The sequence below is a fragment of the Tessaracoccus sp. MC1627 genome, from assembly GCF_014164725.1.
Lineage (GTDB): Bacteria > Actinomycetota > Actinomycetes > Propionibacteriales > Propionibacteriaceae > Arachnia.
This window is the reverse complement of sequence record NZ_JACJGA010000002.1, coordinates 1-20718: the sequence shown is the minus strand read 5'-3', so window position 1 is coordinate 20718 and position 20718 is coordinate 1. Positions and strand designations below refer to the sequence as shown.

Here is a 20718-nt window from a genome sequence, read left to right as displayed (position 1 = left end):
GAGGGGCCGTGGAGGAGAGGGTCGAAACGGCCGAGTCAACCCTGGCCGACGCCGACGACCGCTACGCCGCGAAGGTAGACGGCGTGTACCCCATCCAGACGCAGACCCTGGCCGACGCAACCACGGCAGTGACGGTCCCGCTCGACGCACCCGAACAGCCCGTGGCATTCGTCCTCACGCAGGACGTGACCGGCGGACGGGCGGCCACCTTCGACGGCAACGCGCTCCCCATCAAGGGCGTCCCCCACGCCGAGACGATGGTCGTGTTCACGCCCATCGCAGGAACATGGTGGGCGAAGGTCGTTGACGGCATCGGCTCCGCGGGCGCAGTGGGCGCCTACGACGACGCTGTGGCCGCCATCGGCTCCGTGCAGTGCTACTACCCCCTCGACGATGCACCGGAGGCGACCACGGCCCGCAACCTGGGCACCTCCGGGGTCGCGCTCACCAAGGGCAACACCGCCGCATTTGGCGCTCTCGGCATCGGTGACGGCGAAACCTCCGCGACCACCGGGGCGTCCAACGGCTACTTCTTCACGTCAGCCGACAAGCCCCTGTCCGCCGCAGGGCTGGGCACATTCGCGGCCATCATCAAGCTTGACGACCTCAGCCTCAACCGTGGGCTGTACCAGGCGGGCATCAAGCTCTCCCTGCCCATGTCCGGCCTGCTGACGATGCTCGTCGATGGCGTGACGACGACCGCATCCATCGCACTCGTGGCGGGGCGCCGGTACCACGTCGCCGCAGTTGTCGACGGCACCGCCCACCGGATCTACATCGACGGCGAACAGGTGGGAGTCACGACCACCGCGACAGTCATCGTGGCGAACGCACTGAACAACCAGATCTGTCTCGACGGCGGCAACTTCTGCAACAAGTCGACGTGGGCCGGCGTGGTCGTCACCCCCCACGCACTCACCCCCGCGCAGATCGCATCCCTGGCGACGGCGGCTGGCCTGTGAACCTGCTGAGTCTCCTTGCGTCCTCCGGGGGCGCCGTCATTGCAGGGCACCCCGGCAACGTGCTGCCGCTGCGGAGCCTCACCCTGGCGCAGACCGTGGACGCCACGCCCACGCTGCGCACCGTCACCACCGCGCCGCTCACCGACCCGGATCTCGTGGCAGGCGGCGAACGGATCACGGCTGGCGATGGTCGGCTGAGGCTCATCGGCTACAGCGGCACAACGGACGGCATCCGACCAGAGGCGCACTCCTACGAGTTCACCTACACCGGGACCGAGCTGGCGTTCAGGCTCGACGCGTCGGGGGCCCCCTCGCCTGAGCGTGCCGTCCGCGTCTACGTCGACGGCGCACCCGTCACCGCTGGGATGGTCGTTGGCATCGTCGACAGCCAATACCGCGTGGCACTCGGAGCGGCCGGGCTCCGAACCGTCCGCATTGACCTGGCCCGCGTCGCCCTCACCGCCATCGACACCACCGCCGGCGCCATCGTCACCGCCACCCGTCCGCGCACGAAGGTCTACATCCTGGGCGACTCGTGGGTGCAGGGCTATTCCTACGTCTCCGACGGCGCCGCGGGCATCCAGAACGGGCCCGGGCTGGAGCACATGGCGTTCGTGACCGGGCGGCTGCTGGACGCGTCCATGGTCATCGGCGGCATCGGCGGTTCGGGCTACGGGGCACGGCAGGCGGAAGGGCTGCACTACGCGAGCGCCGCCCGCATGTCGCGCATCGTCGACCACGCGCCGGATTACCTGATCGTGTTCGGCTCCATCAACGACGACAACGACGCCGAATCGACGGCCGGCACCTACGCGGCCGAGCTGTACGCGCACGTCGCCGCCAACCTGCCAAGCTGCCGGATCGTCGTCGTGGGCGTGCAGGACTACGGGCAGGCTGGCGTCGTCACCGACTCGTCACCCACGGTCACCACCGCCACTGCCGCCGCTCCGAACGTCGCCGCCTACGTTCAGCCGCGGGTGCTCGACTGGGTACCGACCGGGGACTCGACGATCAACAACACCGCCTACAACAACGCGCACCTGACCGTGTACGGCAACAGGTTCTACGCCGAGAAGTTGCGCGACGTGGTGATGGGGGCCACGCCGTGAAATTCGTCCAGCGCCTCGACCCGAGCCAACCCGGTCGCGCCGCGCGGCCACCCAAGCAACGATAGGGAGCCAAGGACCGATGCCTGGAATCGCAACACTTGACGACCAAACCCTCCTCATCACCGCCCGCCACGCCGGGCAGACCGTCACCCTCAACGGGCAGGTCGCCGCCACCGCAACCGCCGACGGGCAGCAGCTGCGCGTCTACGGCACCGGCGAGGTATCCCTGGGCACCGGCTGGTGGGACCAGCTCGGCATCTTCGACGGCAACTACCAGGGCGACTGGTTCGACGGCGACACCCCCGCCACCGTCGACCCCGACGCCGCCCGCATCGAACGCTCCGACAACCAGGGCGCGACCTGGGCCACGATCGCCGACCGGCTGCCGCTCGGCGCCGGTGTCGGCGACGACGAGGTGCCGCTGAACCGCGACCCGCTCTACCGGGCGGTGTCCATCTCGGACCTCGGGGTGGAGCAGCCCGGGGACCCCGTCACCGTCACCACCGCCACCTCCCGCGTCTGGCTGCAATCCGACCTCGGGAAGATGTACGTCCTCGGCGCCGTAGACCTCGCCCCCAACCTGGGCAGCGAGCGCACAGTGGAGGACTACTGGGAGGACGAGTATCCGACCGCCCACTACGGCCGGGGGTCCACTGAGCGGGTGCAGGTGTCTGGCTCGTGGTACACCCCGGAGGACCTCGCGCAGGACCCGAAGGTGGCGCTCGGGCGAGACGTGTTCTACCGCGATCCCGCGGGCCGCGCGTGGTGGGGCACGGTCGGCCACATGCAGGGCTCCCAGCCGTGGGCCGGGCGGTACGACCTGTCGTTCGAGGTGGAACGGGTCACGCATGGCTGAATGGTGGTCGGCTGAACTACTCGATCGACGAGATCAGCGCATCCAGACTCTGCCTCGCGTCTCGGCCGGGAAGCTCTCCTGGTCGATCTTCAAGGCCGTGCCCGGCTCTGGTTCGATCGAGCTGACCCGGCACCCGGATGTCGCGATCGACTGGCGCCGCGGCGACCGCATCGCCGTCTGGCACCACAGCGACGAGACGATCACCCCGTTCGGCGTGTTCCTGCCGATGGTGTCCGGCTGGGAGCACGACGGCCCCGTCAGCCACGCCTCGATCATGCTCGCCGACAAGTGCGAGGCCCTGAACTCGGAGATCGGCGCCTGGCTCACGTATGAGGCGGGCGTTGTCGTCACCGACACAGTTGCCGCAATCATCCGGGACCGCGGCGAGACGAACTTGGCCGTCACCCCCTCGACGGAGACCCTCCGCACCGCCCTGTCGTGGGAGCCGAACGCCACCTGGCTGCAGGTCGTCAACGACCTGCTGGCGGCCATCAACTACACCTCCCTGTGGGTCGACAACACGGGTGCGTTCCGGCTCCAGCCCTACCTCGCGCCCGCGGACCGGCCAGCAGGCCCCACCTACGGCAAGCGCGCGCAGGGCCACCTGCCGCTGCGGAAGCAGTTCTCCGACGACATGCCCACCTACGGCCTGCCGACAGGATTCAGGGTCATCGTCCCCGGCAACGACACCACGCCCGGGCTGATCGGGAAGGCGGACCTGCCGCCGGAGCATCCCCTGTCGGCGCAGTCGCGGGGCATCACCGACTGGCTGCGCACCGAGAACGCGGACGCCGCCACCTCGCAGGAAGTCGCCGACCAGATCGCCGCACGCCGCCTCCAGGAGGCGCTGCAGGTCACCCGGCGGGCGACGATCACCCACCCCGTTGACGGCACCCAGATGAACGACGTCGTGACCCACGGGCCGCTGGCGATCACCGGCCCCATCGTGCAACGCGACATCACCCTCGGCGACGGCTCGGCCGGGGCGGGCGCTGTCGTCACCGACGCCATCCGCCTCATCTACACCGGAGGTGACCTCCCATGAGTGACATGCTGAGCAAGCTGCAGGCAGGCATGGACCGCCTCGCCGCCACGGTGGCGCTGGTCACGAAACCCCAGCGCCCAGTCCCGTGGGGCGAGTGGGCCATCGTCGACACGGTGACGCCACTGATGGTGGTGCTCGAGTCGGACGAGACCGAAACCCCGCGCAGCGTGTCAGGAAACGCCGCTGGGGTCCTCGTGGCCGACCAGCGCGTGTATCTGCTCCATCAGGGCACCGCCACCACGATCATCGGCAAGGCCTGACGTGGACTGGCTCGTCTCGGCGCTGCCCACCATCACCCCGCTCGGTGGCCTGCTGGCGCTCAGTGTGTGGATCGTGCGGCAGGTGGTCGTCGGGCTCCTGATCCCCGCCGCAACGCACGAGCGCATCCTTGCCAGCAAGGACGACACGATCCGCGTCCTCATCGAGGCTGGGGCCCGTCGCGACGCGCAAGCCGACAAGCTGCTGGCGACCTCCGAGACGACGCTGCACCTGCTGCGGTCCATCGCCCCCGAGGACGAGCGGTGAGTCGCCGGGCGCGCATGTGGTGGCGGCTGACCCCGCCCCGCATCAAGGCGCAGGTGGAGGCCGCCGACGAGCAGCTGGACCGGGCCCGCGAAGCGTTCGCCGTGGTGGCGGACCGGGAGCAGCGCGTGGTGGCCGTGTCCGCCGCACTGGACGCGGACCGGATCCGCAACGGCTACGCGGAGCGTGTCGCTACCGCGCTCGGAGGGAGATACCGATGGACGACCTGATCCTGCTGGCCGCCAACGTCGCGGCCGCCCTGCTGCTGGCCGGCTTCATGGGCATCTACTGGTGCCGTGCCCAGTGGTGGCGGTCCGCTCACGGCCGCTCGATCATGGCAATGAAGGCCGCCGTGCTCCTGGTGGCGTGCGGTGGACTGCTGCGGCGCTGCAACCTGGACGCGGAAGCGGACCACCTCCTGGTCGTCGGCTGGTTCGCGGTGGCCGTGGTGGTGATGTGGCGCACCTGGATGCTTTGGCACGACACGGCCCGCGTGGACCGCGCAGCGATCCGTGAACGCCTGCTCCGCGATGACCGATGACCGCCTGACCCGCGAAGCCGTCACCCAAGCCTCCCGTGCGCGCCGCGCGGAGGCCGAGGTTGATCGCGTCCATGACTGGATCGCTGACGGCTGCCCGCCCCCGCCACCTGTGCGCCCTGGATGGGCGCCCCGCCGGATCCACGCCCACTTCGACCCGCCCTACTCGCAACCGGAGGAACAATCATGAGTGACCCGTTCGTCAACGTCCACAGCAACGCATCCCAGATCATCTGGGACCTGGCCCGGAAGCTCAACGCCGAGGTGGCCCGATACGCCATCTGGATCGGTCGCGGCTGGGACCCGAAAAGCACCGAGCACGGCACCGGCCGCGCCCTCGACATCATGGTCTCGCCGAAGGTCAACACCCGCCCGACCGACACCCAGAAGGCCCGCGGCGACAAGCTCGCCGCCTACCTCGTCAAGCACGCCCGCACGATGCACATCCGGCACATCATCTGGAACGAGCGCATCTACCGCACGCGCTACGGCGCCTGGGGTCCGCTGCCGCTGACCGCGTCGCGATCGAAGAACTACGCCTACGGGCACTCCGACTGGCACCGCGACCACCTGCACGTGTGGCTGGAGGACACCGCCGGGGTGATCCCCACCGAGACGATCATCCTCGACAGCAGCTCGACCGCGCCGACCCCGACCGCCCCCGGCCTGCCCTCGTCGGGCGCCGACGGCTGGGACGGCAAGTCCTTCCCCGGCGCCTCGATCTTCAAGAACGGCGTGAAGCACGCCGCCACCCTGCTGCTGCAGCAGCGCCTCAAGGCCCACGGCCACAACCCGGGCGCCCTCGACGGCTACTTCGGCCCCAACACCTCAGCCGCCGTCGAAGCGTTCCAGTACAAGCAGGGCTGGACCGGGGCCGACGCCGACGGCATCCCCGGCCCCACCACCTGGACTCGACTAATGGCCGCAGTCCCCACCAAGCCCACCGTGTCCCTGTCGAAGCTCATCACCGCCTTCAAGGTCGACGCACCGAAGACCGGCACCCCGATTAGCTACCCGCCGACGCTCATCGTCGAGGCCGCACTCGTCCGTGAGGGCCTGCTCGAGGCGAAGTACTCCGACGGGCACGCCGGGACCGCCACCCGCACCGCCTACGCCGCGTGGCAGAAGCGCCTCGGCTACAGAGGTGACGACGCGAACGGCATCCCCGGCACAGCATCCCTGTCCAAGCTCGCCGCCAAGTACGGCTTCACCGCCACCGCCTGAGAGGACCACCATGACCAGCAGAGCATCTCTCGTCAGCGCGCTCATCACACAAGCGGTGATGGTGCTCATCTCCCTCGCCGTCGCCTTCGGGCTCCATCTCACCCCTGAGCAGATCGCAGCGATCGCCGGAGCCGCAGGCTTCATGGGCATCGTCGCCACCCTCGTCCTGTGGGCCTACACGGTCCCTCGGGAGAAGGTGTTGGAGGTCCTGATCGGCGACACGGTGGTGGCGGGCGAGGCGAACGACCAGGTGTTGTCCGGCACCGACATCAGACAGGTGGAGCCGAAGCGCGCCGCCTGACCCTTCCTGAACCAGAGCCCGCCCCCCTCGCCAGCCTCGCGCTGGTTGAAGGGGGCGGATTCGTCGTTCCCCCGGTAGGAATCCGGTAGACCGGGCACGCGATCGCTGCTCGGCCCACGCTTACCCGGTACGGTCGCACACGTCCTCAGAAGCCGTCACTCAGCCAGGCCCAACGCCCCGGAACAGCGAACGACCCGAGGCGAAACAGCTAGTCACAGCCAGATTCACGCTCGGATCGTGGTGGAGCGGGCGACGGGAATCGAACCCGCGTATCAAGCTTGGGAAGCTAGCGCTCTACCATTGAGCTACGCCCGCGTGGGCCCTAGGTTAGCAAAGAAATCGTGCCCTCCTCCAACCGGCCTCACGGACTCGCCACCCCACCCTGGGTAGGCTGAACGACGTGGGTAGGGCACAGACCGGAATCGAGCCGGATCAGCGCGCCCTCACCCGCCTCGCCATGGCTCACGATGCCTCGCCCTTCCTCCTGATGCCCTCCGGGGTGGTCACCCCGGAGACGGTGGAGGACGTGGCGGCGCTGATGGTCCACGCCGTGGAAACCCGCCAGCCGATCACCTTCCGGGCCGGCGGCACCAGCCTCTGCGGGCAGGCCATCACGTCGGGGCTGCTCGTCGACGTGCGCCGCCACTTCCGCGACATCGAGGTCCTCGACGGCGGCGCCCGGGTCCGCGCGGGGGCCGGAGCGACACTGCGGGCGGTCAACGCCCGGCTCGCGCGCCACGGTCGTCGCCTCGGGCCGGACCCCACCAGCGACATCGCCTGCACCATCGGCGGCATCGTCGCCAACAACTCCAGCGGCATGCTCTCGGGCGTGGCGCAGAACAGCTACCACACGCTCGAGTCCATGGTCTTCGTGCTGCCCAGCGGCCGGATCGTCGACACCGCTGACCCGACCGCGGACATCACGCTCCGCCTGGAGGAGACGCCCCTGGTGGGGGGGCTGCACATGCTGCGCAAACGGTTACGGACCACCCCATCGTCCATCGCGGACATCAACCGGCTGTTCGCCATCAAGAACACCATGGGGTACGGCCTGAACGCGCTGCTCGAGTTCCACCGCCCCGTCGACATCATCGCGCACCTCCTCATCGGCAACGAGGGCACGCTCGGCTTCGTGGCCGAGGCCACGTTCCGCACGGTCCCCCTGGCCCCGCACACGGCGGCCGCGCTGGCGCTGTTCCCCACCCTCGACGCCGCCACCGCCGCGGTGCAGGGGCTCGTCGAGCACGGATTCGAGGCCATCGAGCTGATGGACGCCGCCTCGCTCCGCGTGGCGCGCACGCAGCCCGGGGCACCGGCGCTGCTCCGCGAACGTGAGCTGACCACCGAGGCCGCGCTGCTCGTCGAGCTGCACGAGGTGGACGAGCAGGTCCTGGCCGCGCGCCTCGACGCGGCAGCAGCCGAGCTCACCGGGCTCGACGTGGTGGGCAGCGTGGAGCTGACCACGGAGGTCCGCCACCGCAACGCACTCGTCGAGCTGCGCCGCGGGCTGTACGCGCTGGTCGCCGGAGCCCGCCCCTCAGGCTCCACCACCCTGCTCGAGGACATCTGCGTGCCCCCGAAGGAGTTCGCCGCCACCTGCCGCGACCTCGCGGACCTCCTTCAGCGCCACGGGTACGACGACGCGCCGCTGTTCGCGCACGGCCGCGACGGCAATATCCACTTCCTGCTCAGCGAGCGCTTCGACGACCCCGCCGGCCTTCTGCGCTACCGCAAGTTCACCCGCCAGTTGGTGCGCCTCACCCTCCGCCACCACGGGGTCCTCAAGGCGGAGCACGGCACCGGGCGCGCCATGGCGCCCTTCCTGCGCGACCAATACGGCGACGAGCTGTATGAGGTGATGCGCGAGATCAAGCACCTGTTCGACCCGGCCGGGGTGCTCAACCCGGGCGTCCTCATCTCCGATGACCCGGATGCGCACCTCAAGGACCTCAAGCTCATGCCCACCATCGAGCCCGAGGTCGATGCGTGCATCGAGTGCGGCTTCTGTGAGCCGGTGTGCCCGTCACGGGACCTCACCCTCACGCCCCGGCAGCGGATCGTGCTGCGCCGCGAGCTGACCGCCCGGAAGGACGACGTGGAGCTCCTGCGTCAGGTGGCCGAGGAGTACGACTATGCGGCCATCGACACGTGCGCCGTCGACGGCATGTGCGAGGTGGCGTGCCCATTAGGCATCAACACCGGAGACCTGGTCCGCCGCCAGCGCGAGGAGCGGGTGGGCGGCGTCGAGAAGCGCGCGTGGAATCAGGCAGCCCGCACGTGGGGCCTCGCCACGCGGATGGGCTCGGCCGCCCTCACCGTGGCGAAGTCGACGGGGCCCCTGGCCACCGCCGCCACCAGGCTCGGGCGCCGGGCGCTGGGCGAGGACGCCGTGCCCGGGTACGACGAGGACCTCCCCCGGGGCTCCGGGCTGCGCAGAAGGCCCCGTCGCCGCGACCGTCCCCGCCCCGGCGTCGCCGCCGTCTACTTCCCATCCTGCCTGCAGACGATGTTCGCCCCCACGGGGCAGGGCGTGTTCTCCGCCTTCAACGAGCTGTGCGTGCGGGCGGGGGTGCCGGTGTCGCTGCTCGACGCCGAGGGGCTGTGCTGCGGCTCGCCCTGGAGGGCCAAGGGCTACACCGACGGTTACGACACGATGCAGCGCCGCGTCCGCTCGGCGCTCAAATGGGGCGGCGACGCCACCGTCGTGGTGGACGCCTCCAGCTGCACGGACGCCTTGACGCGCATGACGGAGGGCTGGACGCCCACCGTCGTGGACGTGGTGACGTTCGCCGCTCAGCAGCTGCTGCCGCGCCTGGAGGTGACCCGCTCCCTGCCGTCGCTCGTGCTGCACCCCACCTGCTCGTCGACGCGGATGGACGTCAACGACGATCTGCGCCGGATCGCAGAGTTCATCAGCGACGACGAGGTGACGGTGCCGCCGTCGTGGGGCTGCTGCGGGTTCGCCGGCGACCGAGGCCTGCTGCACCCCGAGCTGACCGAGAGCGCAACCCGGGACCAGGCTGCGGAGGTCAAGGACGGGTTCTTCGCCTACGCGTCGCTCAACCGGACGTGCGAGATCGCGATGTCGCGGGCGACGGGCCGCACCTACGTGCACATCCTCGAGCTGCTGGCCGAGGCCACCCGCTGATCTACCCACTTCAGTCGGTGGCGCCGCGGCCGGGCCCTGCAGGAATCTATCCAGAGCGCGCTATCTGTGGATATACACAGAAGCCGCGCTCTGGATAGATTCCTGCAGATCAGTCCCCGAGTCCGGTGCCCACTCCCCGGGCGGCTCTGATCCAGGCGTGATCCCTGGGCACGACCTTCAGGTTTCCAGCCACCTCACCCAAGGGCACGGGGACCGCCTCGCCTGCCTGCGACGCCACCGTCACGCCGTACTCCCCCGCAGCGACGAGGTCCGCGCCCGCTGAGCCGAGCAGGGTGCCCAGCAGCCTGTCGTTGGCGTCCGGGATGCCGCCGCGCTGGACGTAGCCGAGGATGGTGACGCGGGACTCGAGGCCCGTGGCCTGCTCAAGTGCGGTGGCCACCTTGAACGCGTTGTCGCGGTGGCTTGCCTCGATGGAGGCCTTGTGCGCTGCGGCCGCCGACTTGGCCTCGGGCGAGGACGCGGCCTTCTTCAGCGCCTCGGCGGCCTGCAGGTCCGCGGTGTCCTGAATGTCGCGGGCGCCCTCGGCGATGGCGATCACGGAGAAGTTGCGGCCGGAGTCCGCGCGCTTCTTGATGGAGGCGGCCATCGAGTCGATGTCGTAGGGGATCTCGGGGATGAGGATGATGTCCGCGCCGCCGGCGATCCCCGACCCGAGCGCCAGCCAGCCGGCCTTGTGGCCCATGATCTCGGCGATGATCACGCGGTGGTGGGAGTGCGCCGTCGAATGCAGCCGGTCGATGGCTTCCGTCGCGATGCCCAGCGCCGTGGAGAAGCCGAAGCTGGTGTCGGTATGGGCGATGTCGTTGTCGATGGTCTTGGGCAGATGGATGACGTTGAGGCCAGCCTGCATGAGCCGGTTGGCGTTCTTGGCCGTACCGCCGCCGCCGATGCACACCAGCGCGTCGAGCTTGTTCTTCTCGAAGTTCTCGATGATGGTGGGCACCATGTCGCGGACCTCACCGTCGACCATCATCTTGTGTGGCTTGTCACGCGACGTGCCGAGCACGGTGCCGCCGATGGTGAGGATGCCGGACAGGGCGGAGGCGTCGAGGACCTGCCAGCGGTCCTCGGCGAGCCCGCGGATGCCGTCGCGGAAACCGATCAGCTCCATGCCGTGCTCGCCGATCGCGGACTTTCCGAAGCCCCGGATGGCGGCGTTCAGGCCGGGCGAGTCTCCGCCCGCGGTCAGGATCCCCACTCGCTTCTTCGCACCCATCACAGGCCTCCTCGTGTCGTGGCCCAACCCTACCGAGCGGGCCTCGTACCCGCGGTGAATCCCAACCACCGGGGCCGAGCCCACATCACCACTTGAGACTGCGCCGCGACACCGCGACACCGCACCGTGCGCCGGAAGTTTCGACGCGGTCGGCGGCGCTCCGCGCCCGACCGGCTCAACCGGCGGTAGAGCGGCGCCGCCCGAGGCGACAGTGGACTCACCCAGCGGGCGCGGGAGACGATCGCAGGCGGTGGGTGGTGGGGGTCGGGGCAGGCTGGGTGGGCGTTGATGACGGCGTGGCTGCGCGAAGCGCCGCCGCCGGCATCATGGGCGGCCCGGCCCCCACCACCCACCGCCGGCTCGACCACAAGCCGCAGACGGGCCCACCAGGGATTTCGGCGAACGGAGACGGTCCTAGACTGGAGGCATGTCCGAACCGAACCGCCTCGACGTGCTGCGCTGCGCAGACCAGGACCGCGAGGTCGTCGCGACACTGCTCAACACCGCCTACGCAGACGGCCGCCTCACCTTCGACGAGCACGCCGAGCGGATCGCACGCGCCTACGACGCGAAGACCTTCGGCGACCTGAACGGCCTCACCACGGACCTCGTCGCGTTCGAACGACCCGCCCCGATGGCTCCTGCACCCCACTACTCCGCGCCGTCGCCCGTACCCCCGCACCTCCCCGCGACACCCCCGCCCGGCGTCCTCACCGCCGGCGCCTTCACCGGCGGCAACTCCTTCATGTCCACCTACAACCCGGGCCGCGTGGCCCTGGTGGGCTCCTCCGTCCAGCTCAACGCCTGGCTGGGCGAGATCCGCCTGGATCTGATCGGGGCGGCCTTCGAACAGCGCGAGGTCACCCTGCACGTCGGCGGCGGCCTGTGCGAGGTGAAGATCCGCGTGCCTGAGGGCGTGGACGTGAACCTGTCGGGGATGAGTCTGATCATGGCCGAATCGAAGGTTCAGGGGTTGATGCCCCGCCCGGACGGCATCCGGATCAATCTGATCGGCACGGTGTTCATGGGCGAGCTGAAGGTGTACGGGCCTGGTATGGACCGCCGCCGCTACGAGCGGTTCATCCGGTGAGCGAGACCCTCTTCGCCCCGCCGGACACGCACTGGCAGCGCCTCTCCCCCAACTATCTCCGGATGAAGCTGATCCTCATCCCCGTGGTGTGGACGCTGATGTTCGTGGCCCCGGCCGTCGTCGCCTTCCTGTTCGGCCCGTCGTGGCTGGGCTGGGCGGTGGTGGCCGTCTGGGCGGCGCTGCTCTCCTGGCGGCTCATCCGCGCTCCGCGCGCCTTCCGACGGTGGGGCTACGCCGAGCGTGACACGGACGTCTACCTCACCAGCGGCCTCTTCTACCGCCGCCTGGTCTGCGTGCCCTACGGCCGGATGCAGCTGGTCCAGCTCCACTCGGGCCCGATCGACCGCCTGTTCAAGCTGGCGACGGTGGAGATGATCACCTCCTCGACGCAGGGCAGCGTGTCCATTCCCGGCCTCGCCCCAGACGATGCGGCGGCGCTGCGCAACCGTCTCATTGAGCGCGGGGAGACCCAGCAGGCCGGGATCTGATGACCGATTTCACCCCAGTGCCCGTCGTCCCGGTCCCGGATGCGCCCCCCAAGGTGGTGGAGCATCCCAGCCCGCTGACCGGTCTGGCGCACAGCGGGATCGTGCTGGCTGCGTCGCTGGTGTTCCTGGTCCGGGAGCTGGACAACGGACTGGCGGACCTGTCGAGGCAGGCGCTTCTCTTCGGCCTCATGGCGCTGGGTGCGGCCCTGGTGGCCGGGGTGTACGGCATCTTCGCGTGGAAGACCACGGCGTTCATCGTCGACGATGAGGAGTTCCGCGTGGAGCGGGCGTTCATCTCGCGCTCGTCGTCGAGGCTGGACTACACGAAGGTGCAGTCGGTGGACATCGCCCAGCCCCTCGTCGCGCGGCTCCTCGGCCTCGCGAAGGTGCACATCGACGTGGGCGGTGCCGGAGGCCTGACGCTGGCTTTCCTCACGAAGTCGCGGGCCGAATCGCTGCGCGAGCATCTGCTGACCCGGATGAGCCTGGCCAGGCGCGGACGCGTGCCCGTCTCGACACCCGACGGCATTGAGGCACCAGAGGCCGTTGCGTCATCGACGGTCGACGACGAGGCGGAAGACCTGATCCACGCCGTCACCCCGGCCACGCTGATCCTCGGCACCGCGGTGTCCTCGCCCGCCGTGGCCGCCCTGCTGGTGGCCGGCCTCGTGGTGGGGATGTCGCTCTGGTCCGAGACGTCGATCACCGCCTTCGGCGCCCTGCTGGCCTTCGGCGGGTGGGCGTGGTCCAACGTGGGCCGCAACTGGGGGTTCCGGATGACGCGTCGGGGGGACACCCTGCGCATCTCCCGGGGGCTCGGGTCCACCACCGCCCAGGGGCTGCGCCCGGACCGGATCCAGGGGGTGGTCATCCACCAGGACCTGCTGCAGCGCCTCACCGGGCTGTACCGGGTGACGGTCACAGTGCTCGGCTACGGAGATCCGGGCGGCGAGGAGAGCGGCTCGTCGAACTCGATCGTGCTCCCGTTCGGGAAATGGCCCGACGTCATGACAGTGCTGCACGCCATCTGGCCGGAGATGAACCTGAACCTGATCCAGCCGACCCCGCAGCCGGACCGGGCGCGTTGGCTCACCCCCTTCTCCCACGCGCAGCACACGTGGGGGGTGGGCGAGGATGTGCTGGTGGCCCATCACGGGCTCATCGAGCACGCGATGTCGATCGTGCCGCACCGACGGATGCAGTCCCTGTCGCTGCACCAGGGCCCCGTCCAGCGGAAGCTGAGGCTGGCCACCATCGCGGTGCACACCACCGACGGGCCGGTGTCGCTGCGCCTGTACCACCTGGATGATTCGGTGGCACGGCGGCTGTTCGACGAGCAGCTGGCCCGTGGCCGGGCGGCCCGTGCCGCTGTCTCGGTAGCCTGATCCGGAAGCCGCTGCCTACACCGGTGGCGCTCACGCTACGATTTCGCGCATGAGCATCTTCCTGGGTATCGACGTTGGCGGTTCGGGCATCAAGGGCGCGCCCGTTGATCTGGAGCGGGGAGACTTCGCGGCTGACCGCCTGCGGATCCCCACTCCCGAGAAGTCCACCCCGAAGGCCGTCGCCGCCGTGGTCGGCGAGATCATCGAGCACTTCGCGGGCGTCATCGGCGACAACCCGGTGGGCCTCACCATCCCGGCGCCGGTCCTGCACGGCAAGGTGCCGTTCATGGCCAACCTCGACCAGAAGTGGAACGGCTTCAAGGCCGACGAGTACTTCGAGGACAAGCTCGGCCGCAAGGTCGTGCTGGTCAACGACGCCGACGCCGCGGGCCTTGCGGAGGTGCACTTCGGCGCCGCGAAGGACCACCCGGGCCTGGTCATCCTCACCACCCTCGGCACCGGAATCGGCTCGGCCATCATCTACCGCGGCGTGCTGATCCCCAACGCCGAGCTCGGCCACCTGGAGCTCGACGGCTACGACGCGGAGAAGCGCGCCGCGTCGTCGATCAAGGACAAGGAGGGGATCAGCTACGAGGAGTGGGCCACCGAGCGCCTCCAGCCGTACTACAGCCACGTCGAGATGCTGTTCTCCCCGGACCTCTTCGTCACCGGCGGCGGCGTCTCGAAGGACTGGGACAAGTGGGGCCACCTGCTCAAGCTCAAGACCCCGATGGTGCCGGCGATGCTGCGCAACCGCGCCGGCATCATCGGCGCGGCGCTGGCCGCGAAGGACGCCGTCGACAATCCCGACGTGCTGTCGATGATCCCCGCGGTGGCGGACGCCAACCCCGCGGACGTGGCGGACACCGAGTAGCAGAGGCCGGAACGGCGACGGCGGGCGGCCCCTCGAAGGGCCGCCCGCCGTCCCTCGTCTCACATGCGTTCGGGCGCGTCGATCCCCAGAAGGTGCAGGCCCTGGGCGAGCACCTGCTGCGTGGCCGCGCACAGCGCCAGCCGCGAGGCGCGCACGTCGCCCTCGGACCGCAACACGGGGCACGCCTCGTAGAACGTGGCCAGCGCCCCGGCCAGGTCGTAGAGGTACGCGCAGAGCTTGTGCGGCTGCAGGCTCTGGGCCACCTCGTCGACGACCTCCCCGAAACCGCTGAGCAGGAGGGCGAGCTGCTGCTCGGCCGGCTCGTCGAGGGTGGTCACCGAGCCCCAGCCGATGCCCTCGGCCTCCGCCTTGCGCAGGATCTGGCTGACGCGGGCGTGGGCGTACTGCAGGTAGGGGCCGGTGTCGCCGGTGGTCTGGACCATGCGCTCGGCGTCGAAGGTGTAGTCCTTCTGGAGGCCGTTGGACAGGTCCGCGTACTTGATGGCGGCCAGCGCGATGTTGGGGGCGGCCACCTCCTCAGCGGCGTCCAGGAGGGAGCCGAGGGTGGCGGCCGAGCCGTCGCGGGTCTTGAACGGCTTGCCGTCGCGCCCGAGCACCATGCCGTAGCCGACGTGCTGGGCCGTCACGTCCCCGGGGAGGAAGCCGGCCTTGCGGGCGGCGGCGAACATCTGGGCGAAGTGGCCGCCCTGGCGGGCGTCGGTGACGTAGATGATGCGGTCCGCCTTCAGCTCGCGGACCCGACGGCGGATGGCGGCGAGGTCCGTGGTGGCGTAGCCGTAGCCGCCGTCGCTCTTCCGGACGATGAGCGGGGCCTCGAAGCCCTCGACGAACACGCACAGCGCGCCGTCGTCGACCACCGCGACCCCGGACTCCTCGAGCTCCTTCACCAGGATGGGGAGGTCGTCGTTGTAGGTGGATTCACCGGCGAGGTCGTCGTCGGTCAGCAGGATTCCGAGTCGGCGGTAGGCCTCGTTGAAGGCGGGCTTGGAGATGTCCACGAGCTGACGCCAGATGGCCAGCGACTCCTCATCGCCGCCCTGGAACACCGACACGCGCGCGCGGGCCCTCGTGGCGAACTCCTCGTCCTCGCGGAAACGGGCCGCGGCCCGCTTGTAGAGCGCGTCGGCCTCGTCGAGGGTGAGCGCACCGGCGTCGATGCCCTCGTCGAGGACCTGCTCGATCAGCATGCCGAACTGCGTGCCCCAGTCGCCGATGTGGTTCTGCGGGATGACGGTGTGGCCGAGCGCGCTGAGGACGCGGTTGAAGCAGTCCCCGATGATCGTGGTGCGGAGGTGCCCGACGTGCATCTGCTTGGCCACGTTGGGGGCCGAGTAGTCGATCACCACGCGCTGCGGGTAGGCCACCGGGTTGAGGCCGCCGTGGGGGTCCTCGAGGAGGGCGGTGGCCGCGGCGGCCAGGACGTCGGAGCGCATGCGGAAGTTGATGAAGCCGGGGCCGGCGATGTCCAGCGGCTCACACAGGTCCTCGACGTCCAGCCGGGCGACGATGTCCGCGGCGACCTCGCGGGGCGGGCGCCCCTCCTGCTTGGCGAGGCGCAGCGCGACGTTGGACTGGAAGTGCCCGAACTGGGGCTTGGTGGCCGGACGCATCTCGGGGTCGACGCCGGTGAGGTCCCGGAGGCGGGTGTCGAGGAGCGCGGGGAGGGATTGCATGGGCGACATTCTCGCATTGACGGCGCGACGGCCCCAAGCCGGCGCCGCCTCGCCGCCCACGACGTCACCCGACCCGCGGCCCGCGGGGTTGCGTGGTTGGGGGGTGAGGTCCGGGGCTCCGCTCCTCACCCCTCGGCGGGCCGGAGCGGGAGCGCCCGCGCCTCAGTGCAGCGAGTCCACCGCAGCCCGCTCGATCGCGAGACCCGTGCGATAGCGCTCCATGAAGACGTCGAAGCCCTTTACGTCGGCAGGGACAGGCTGCTCGGTCTCGATCTCGGCACCGCCGAACACCGACGACGCCAGCCAGTCCGCCAGCGGCCCCTCGCCGGAGCGCTGGAACGCGGCCAGTAGCGCCATGCCCCAGGCGCCGCCCTCCCCCGCGACCTCGCCGACCGAGACCGGCGTGTTCATGGCGGCGGCCAGGAACCGCTGCGCCACACCCTTGGTCTTGAACAGGCCACCATGGGCGAACATCGAGTCAAGCTCCACGCCCTCATCCTTGAGAAGGATGTCCATCCCCACCCGCAGCGCCCCGAGCGCCGCGAACAGGTGGGTGCGCATGAAGTTGGCCAGCGTGAACGAGCTGTGCGGGGTCCGCACGAACATCGGCCGACCCGCCTCGAGCCCGACGACGTGCTCGCCGGCCAGGTAGTTGTAGGCCAACATGCCGCCGCCGTCGGCGTCGCCGTCGAGGGCGGCCGTGTAGAGAGTCTGGAACAGGGCGTTGGTGTCCACCTGGGCGCCGAGCGCCGCGGCGGCCTCGCCGAACAGACCCACCCACGCCTGCAGGTCGACGGCGCCGTTGTTGCAGTGCGCCATCGCGACGAGGTCGCCGGCCGGGGTCGTGACCAGGTCGATCTCCTCGTGGAGGGCCTTCAACGGCCCCTCGAGCACCACCATGGCGAAGATGCTGGTGCCCGCGGACACGTTGGCGGTGCGACGGGCGACGGAGTTGGTGGCCACCATCCCGGTGCCCGCGTCGCCCTCTGCCGGGGCGAACGGGATCCCGGCCCGGAGCCGGCCCGACGGGTCCAGCAGGCGGGCGCCCTCGTCGGTGAGCGCTCCGGCGCTCTGCCCGGCAGGCAGCACGGCGGGGAGGATGTCGGCCAGCTTCCAGCCGTAGCCCCGATCCGCCACCAGGTCGTCGAACTGGGCGAGCATGTCCGTATCGAACTGGCCAGTGGTGGTGTCGATGGGGAACATGCCGCTCGCGTCGCCGACTCCGAGGGACCGCTCACCCGTGAGGCGCCAGTGCACGTAGCCGGCGAGGGTGGTCAGGTAATCGATCGAGCCCACATGCTCCTCGGCACCGAGGAACGCCTGGTAGAGGTGCGCGATGCTCCACCGCTGCGGGATGTTGTGCTGGAACAGCTGCGTGAGGGCGTGGGCCGCCTGGCCCGTGGTGGTGTTCTGCCAGGTCCGGAACGGCACCAGCAGCTCCCCGGCCGCGTTGAAGGCCATGTACCCGTGCATCATTGCGGAGAAACCCATCGAGCCCACGGTCTCCAGCGCGACGCCGTGGCTGGCCTGCACGTTCGCCGCCAGGTCCGCGTACGCGGCCTGCAGCCCCGCCCAGACCGCGTCGACGTCGTAGGTCCAGAATCCGCCCTCGAGCTTGGACTTCCACTCGTGGCCACCGGTGGCCAGCGGCTGGTGGTCCGGGCCGATGAGGACGGCCTTGATGCGGGTCGAGCCCAGCTCGATGCCGAGCGACGTGTTGCCACTTTCGATGGTGTCGCGCGCGGTCAAGTTTTCCACGATGTAAACCTCCGTTGTTGTACCCGTACCCCATCATTGCCTGCCCAGGCCGGTTCCGCCACGGGGGGCCCCAAAAGGGGCACCCGCCAGCCCGATGAGACCATTCATCATGGTGTCCTCGGCTGTGGTGGGGGTCCGGTCTGGCACCCTTAGGGCCATGCGAATCTCTGTCATCGGATGCGGATATCTCGGCGCTGTGCACGCGGCCTGCATGGCCGAACTCGGCCACGACGTCGTCGGGCTGGACGTCGACGAGGCGAAGGTGGCACTGCTGGCCCAGGGGAAGCCCTCGTTCCACGAGCCTGACTTCCCCGAGCTGCTTGCCAGGCATGTGGCCTCAGGGCGGCTCCGGTTCACCACCGACCCGGCCCAGATCCGCGACGCTGAGATCCACTTCATCGGCGTCGGCACCCCGCAACTTCAGGGCCGGCTGGGCGCCGACATGACCTACGTCCGGCAGGCGGTGCAGACCATCGTCGATCACGCGGAGGCGCCCGCCGGGGGCCGGCCGGTGCTGGTGGCCGGGAAGTCGACCGTGCCCGTGGGCACCGCGCAGGAGATCGAGGTGGCGCTGGCGGAGTCCGGCAAGAACCTGCTGCTGGCGTGGAACCCGGAGTTCCTGCGCGAGGGCTACGCGGTGGCTGACACGCTCCACCCCGACCGCCTCGTCTACGGCCTGCCCGACGACCTGGCCCGGGGCGCCGTCGCCAAGGAGATCCTCGACGAGTGCTACGCCGGTCCGCTCGCGGAGGGCACCCCGCTGGTGGTGGCCAACTACCCGACCGCCGAGCTGGTCAAGGTGGCGGCGAACTCGTTCCTGGCCACGAAGATCTCCTTCATCAACGCGATGGCAGAGCTGTGCGACGCCACGGGCGGAGACGTCACCAGGCTCGCCGAGGCCATCGGCCACGACGACCGGATCGGGAAGAAGTTCCTCCAGGCCGGCATCGGCTTCGGCGGCGGCTGCCTACCCAAGGACATCCGGGCGTTCATGGCGCGCGCCGGGGAGCTCGGCGTCGACGAGGCCCTCACCTTCCTGCGCGAGGTGGACGCCATCAACCGGCGCCGCCGCGACCATGCTGTCTCGCTCGCGGAGCAGGCCGTCGGCGGGCGTCTGGCCGGCAAGAAGGTGGCTGTCCTGGGCATCACGTTCAAGCCCGACACCGACGACCTGCGCGACTCGCCGGCTCTGGACATCGCGGGACGGTTGTGGTCGCGGGGTGCGGAGCTCGCCGTCGTCGACCCGGCCGCGGGAGATCTGCTCCGCGAACGGCAGCCGGAGCTCAACGTGAGCGACACCGTCGACGAGGCGGTGCGCGACGCCCACGTGGTGATGGTCCTCACCCAGTGGCGGGAGTTCGTGGAGCTTGACCCGGCGGCGCTGGTGTCGCTGCCGGCCTCCCCCAACGTGATCGACGGCCGCAATGTGCTGAACCCGCGCCGATGGAGCGACGCGGGATGGCACTACTACGGGATGGGTCGCGGCGTCTCCATCTGGTGACGCCTCGTCGGGTCGTACGAGCGACGAGGAGGTCTTCGAGGCCGCTGTGCGGGCACCTCAGCCGGCGGGGGTGGGCTGCCCGTAGACGTTCTGGTACCGGTCGAACAGCGAGTCGATCTTCTCCTGCGGAATCGGGATCAGCTCACCCAGCTGGCGGGCGATGTGCACCGTGCGCGCCACCTCTTCGACCATCACCGCCGCCTTGACGGCGTCGCGGGCGTCCTTGCCGATGGTGAACGGGCCGTGGTTCTGCATGAGGACGGCGCGGCTGCGGGAGTCCTTCAGGGTCTCGACGATGCCCTGGCCGATCGAGTCGTCCCCGATCAGCGCGAACGGGCCCACGGGGATGTCGCCGCCGAACTCGTCGGCCATCATGGTCAGCACGCACGGCACGGACTCCCCGCGCGCGGCCCACGCCGTCGCATAGGTGGAGTGCGTGTGCACCACGCCGCCGATGTGCTCCAGGTTGCGGTACACGTAGGCGTGGGCGGCGGTATCACTCGAGGGCTGCAGCTTCTCGGGCGTGCCGTCGTTGATCTTCACGCCGTCGAGCGTGCAGACCACCATCGCATCGGCGGACAGGTCGTCGTAGGACACGCCCGACGGCTTGATCACGAACAGTTCCTGGCCGATCGCGTCGGCGCAGCGGATGCGCTGGCTGACGTTGCCGGCGGTCCAGACCACGAGCTCCCAGCGGGGCAGCTCTGCGTGCAGCTTGGCGACGATCTCGCGGGTGCGCGCCACCTCCTCCTGGACGGCGGCGGGCAGGTCGGTGAGGGTGAGCGTCACGGTTTCCTCCATCGTTGTAAACAGCATGAATTCTAAGCCAGAACCAGCTAGCGCGGATGGTTGGTCCGAGCTAAGGAACCGCTGATGAATGGCGCTACTGGGCTGGAGATCGGCTGAGTCTGGTCTGTGAGGCTTCGGTCGGGCCCGGGAGTGGTTCCTTCTGGCCTTCGGCCCCTCGTGTATGGGGGCTTCGGGCC

20 protein-coding genes and 1 tRNA gene are annotated in these 20718 nt (G+C 69.8%); 16 read left to right on the top strand and 5 right to left on the bottom strand.

All coding sequences use genetic code 11. The features are described 5' to 3' along the window. The first annotated feature begins 8 nt into the window (after positions 1-8). The 10 genes from H5399_RS05035 to H5399_RS04990 all read left to right on the top strand — a co-directional run bounded on the left by H5399_RS05035 (position 9) and on the right by H5399_RS04990 (position 6557). On the top strand, positions 9-962 hold the full coding sequence (locus H5399_RS05035; RefSeq protein WP_182781959.1) for a LamG-like jellyroll fold domain-containing protein: 954 nt from the start codon (positions 9-11) through the stop codon (positions 960-962). Further along, positions 959-2071, top strand: a complete 1113-nt coding sequence (locus H5399_RS05030; protein WP_182781958.1) for a hypothetical protein — start codon at positions 959-961, stop codon at positions 2069-2071. Before H5399_RS05035 ends, H5399_RS05030 begins: the two co-directional genes overlap by 4 nt. A 79-nt stretch (positions 2072-2150) precedes the next feature. Continuing rightward, positions 2151-2927, top strand: coding sequence for a hypothetical protein (locus H5399_RS05025; RefSeq protein WP_182781957.1), 777 nt, complete (start codon positions 2151-2153; stop codon positions 2925-2927). Beyond that, positions 2920-3972, top strand: a complete 1053-nt coding sequence (locus H5399_RS05020) for a hypothetical protein (RefSeq protein ID WP_182781956.1) — start codon at positions 2920-2922, stop codon at positions 3970-3972. Before H5399_RS05025 ends, H5399_RS05020 begins: the two co-directional genes overlap by 8 nt. Next, positions 3969-4232: a hypothetical protein gene (locus H5399_RS05015; protein ID WP_182781955.1), complete on the top strand. Its 264-nt coding sequence runs from the start codon at positions 3969-3971 to the stop codon at positions 4230-4232. Before H5399_RS05020 ends, H5399_RS05015 begins: the two co-directional genes overlap by 4 nt. A gap of 1 nt (position 4233) precedes the next feature. Continuing rightward, the gene (locus tag H5399_RS05010) at positions 4234-4497 is read left to right on the top strand and encodes a hypothetical protein (protein WP_182781954.1); all 264 of its coding nucleotides are present in this window, start codon (positions 4234-4236) and stop codon (positions 4495-4497) included. Further along, on the top strand, positions 4494-4724 hold the full coding sequence (locus tag H5399_RS05005) for a hypothetical protein (protein WP_182781953.1): 231 nt from the start codon (positions 4494-4496) through the stop codon (positions 4722-4724). Before H5399_RS05010 ends, H5399_RS05005 begins: the two co-directional genes overlap by 4 nt. Next, entirely contained in the window at positions 4712-5035 is a 324-nt protein-coding gene (locus tag H5399_RS05000) for a hypothetical protein (protein WP_182781952.1), read from the top strand. The genes H5399_RS05005 and H5399_RS05000 overlap by 13 nt, the downstream gene beginning before the upstream one ends. A gap of 183 nt (positions 5036-5218) precedes the next feature. Next, a complete protein-coding gene (locus tag H5399_RS04995) occupies positions 5219-6256 on the top strand; it encodes a peptidoglycan-binding protein (protein WP_182781951.1) in 1038 nt (345 codons plus the stop codon). A 10-nt stretch (positions 6257-6266) separates the two neighbouring features. Then, on the top strand, positions 6267-6557 hold the full coding sequence (locus H5399_RS04990; protein WP_182781950.1) for a hypothetical protein: 291 nt from the start codon (positions 6267-6269) through the stop codon (positions 6555-6557). A 241-nt stretch (positions 6558-6798) separates the two neighbouring features. Here H5399_RS04990 and H5399_RS04985 read toward each other — a convergent pair. After that, positions 6799-6872: transfer RNA gene (locus H5399_RS04985), tRNA-Gly, on the bottom strand. Between the two features lie 85 nt (positions 6873-6957). Here H5399_RS04985 and H5399_RS04980 point away from each other — a divergent pair. Then, a complete protein-coding gene (locus H5399_RS04980; protein ID WP_220490854.1) occupies positions 6958-9705 on the top strand; it encodes an FAD-binding and (Fe-S)-binding domain-containing protein in 2748 nt (915 codons plus the stop codon). Between the two features lie 109 nt (positions 9706-9814). On the opposite strand, the gene H5399_RS04975 is transcribed toward H5399_RS04980, so the two are convergent. After that, on the bottom strand, positions 9815-10942 hold the full coding sequence (locus tag H5399_RS04975) for a 6-phosphofructokinase (protein WP_182781949.1): 1128 nt from the start codon (positions 10940-10942) through the stop codon (positions 9815-9817). 427 nt (positions 10943-11369) lie between these two features. Between H5399_RS04975 and H5399_RS04970 the strand changes: the two genes are divergently transcribed. From H5399_RS04970 to ppgK, 4 genes are read left to right on the top strand one after another with little or no spacing between them, the layout of a single operon-like run. Next, complete coding sequence (locus H5399_RS04970) at positions 11370-12032, top strand: DUF1707 domain-containing protein (protein ID WP_182781948.1); 663 nt, start codon at positions 11370-11372, stop codon at positions 12030-12032. Next, complete coding sequence (locus H5399_RS04965; protein WP_182781947.1) at positions 12029-12520, top strand: PH domain-containing protein; 492 nt, start codon at positions 12029-12031, stop codon at positions 12518-12520. The genes H5399_RS04970 and H5399_RS04965 overlap by 4 nt, the downstream gene beginning before the upstream one ends. Further along, entirely contained in the window at positions 12520-13905 is a 1386-nt protein-coding gene (locus tag H5399_RS04960; protein ID WP_182781946.1) for a PH domain-containing protein, read from the top strand. Before H5399_RS04965 ends, H5399_RS04960 begins: the two co-directional genes overlap by 1 nt. Before the next feature lie 49 nt (positions 13906-13954). Beyond that, entirely contained in the window at positions 13955-14779 is an 825-nt protein-coding gene (gene ppgK, locus H5399_RS04955; RefSeq protein ID WP_182781945.1) for a polyphosphate--glucose phosphotransferase, read from the top strand. Positions 14780-14838: 59 nt separating this feature from the next. Here the strand turns inward: ppgK and argS are convergent, their stop codons facing one another. Together argS and H5399_RS04945 are read right to left on the bottom strand one after the other, a co-directional pair. Continuing rightward, the gene (gene argS / locus H5399_RS04950) at positions 14839-16473 is read right to left on the bottom strand and encodes an arginine--tRNA ligase (protein ID WP_182781944.1); all 1635 of its coding nucleotides are present in this window, start codon (positions 16471-16473) and stop codon (positions 14839-14841) included. Positions 16474-16635: 162 nt separating this feature from the next. Next, a complete protein-coding gene (locus H5399_RS04945; RefSeq protein WP_370585687.1) occupies positions 16636-18231 on the bottom strand; it encodes a xylulokinase in 1596 nt (531 codons plus the stop codon). A 157-nt stretch (positions 18232-18388) separates the two neighbouring features. On the opposite strand from H5399_RS04945, the gene H5399_RS04940 reads away from it, so the two are divergent. After that, a complete protein-coding gene (locus tag H5399_RS04940) occupies positions 18389-19732 on the top strand; it encodes a UDP-glucose/GDP-mannose dehydrogenase family protein (RefSeq protein WP_182781943.1) in 1344 nt (447 codons plus the stop codon). Positions 19733-19789: 57 nt separating this feature from the next. Here H5399_RS04940 and H5399_RS04935 read toward each other — a convergent pair whose 3' ends face one another. Then, positions 19790-20533 (bottom strand): L-ribulose-5-phosphate 4-epimerase, encoded by a 744-nt coding sequence (locus H5399_RS04935; protein WP_220489136.1) that lies wholly within the window; start codon positions 20531-20533, stop codon positions 19790-19792. Positions 20534-20718: the final 185 nt, after the last annotated feature.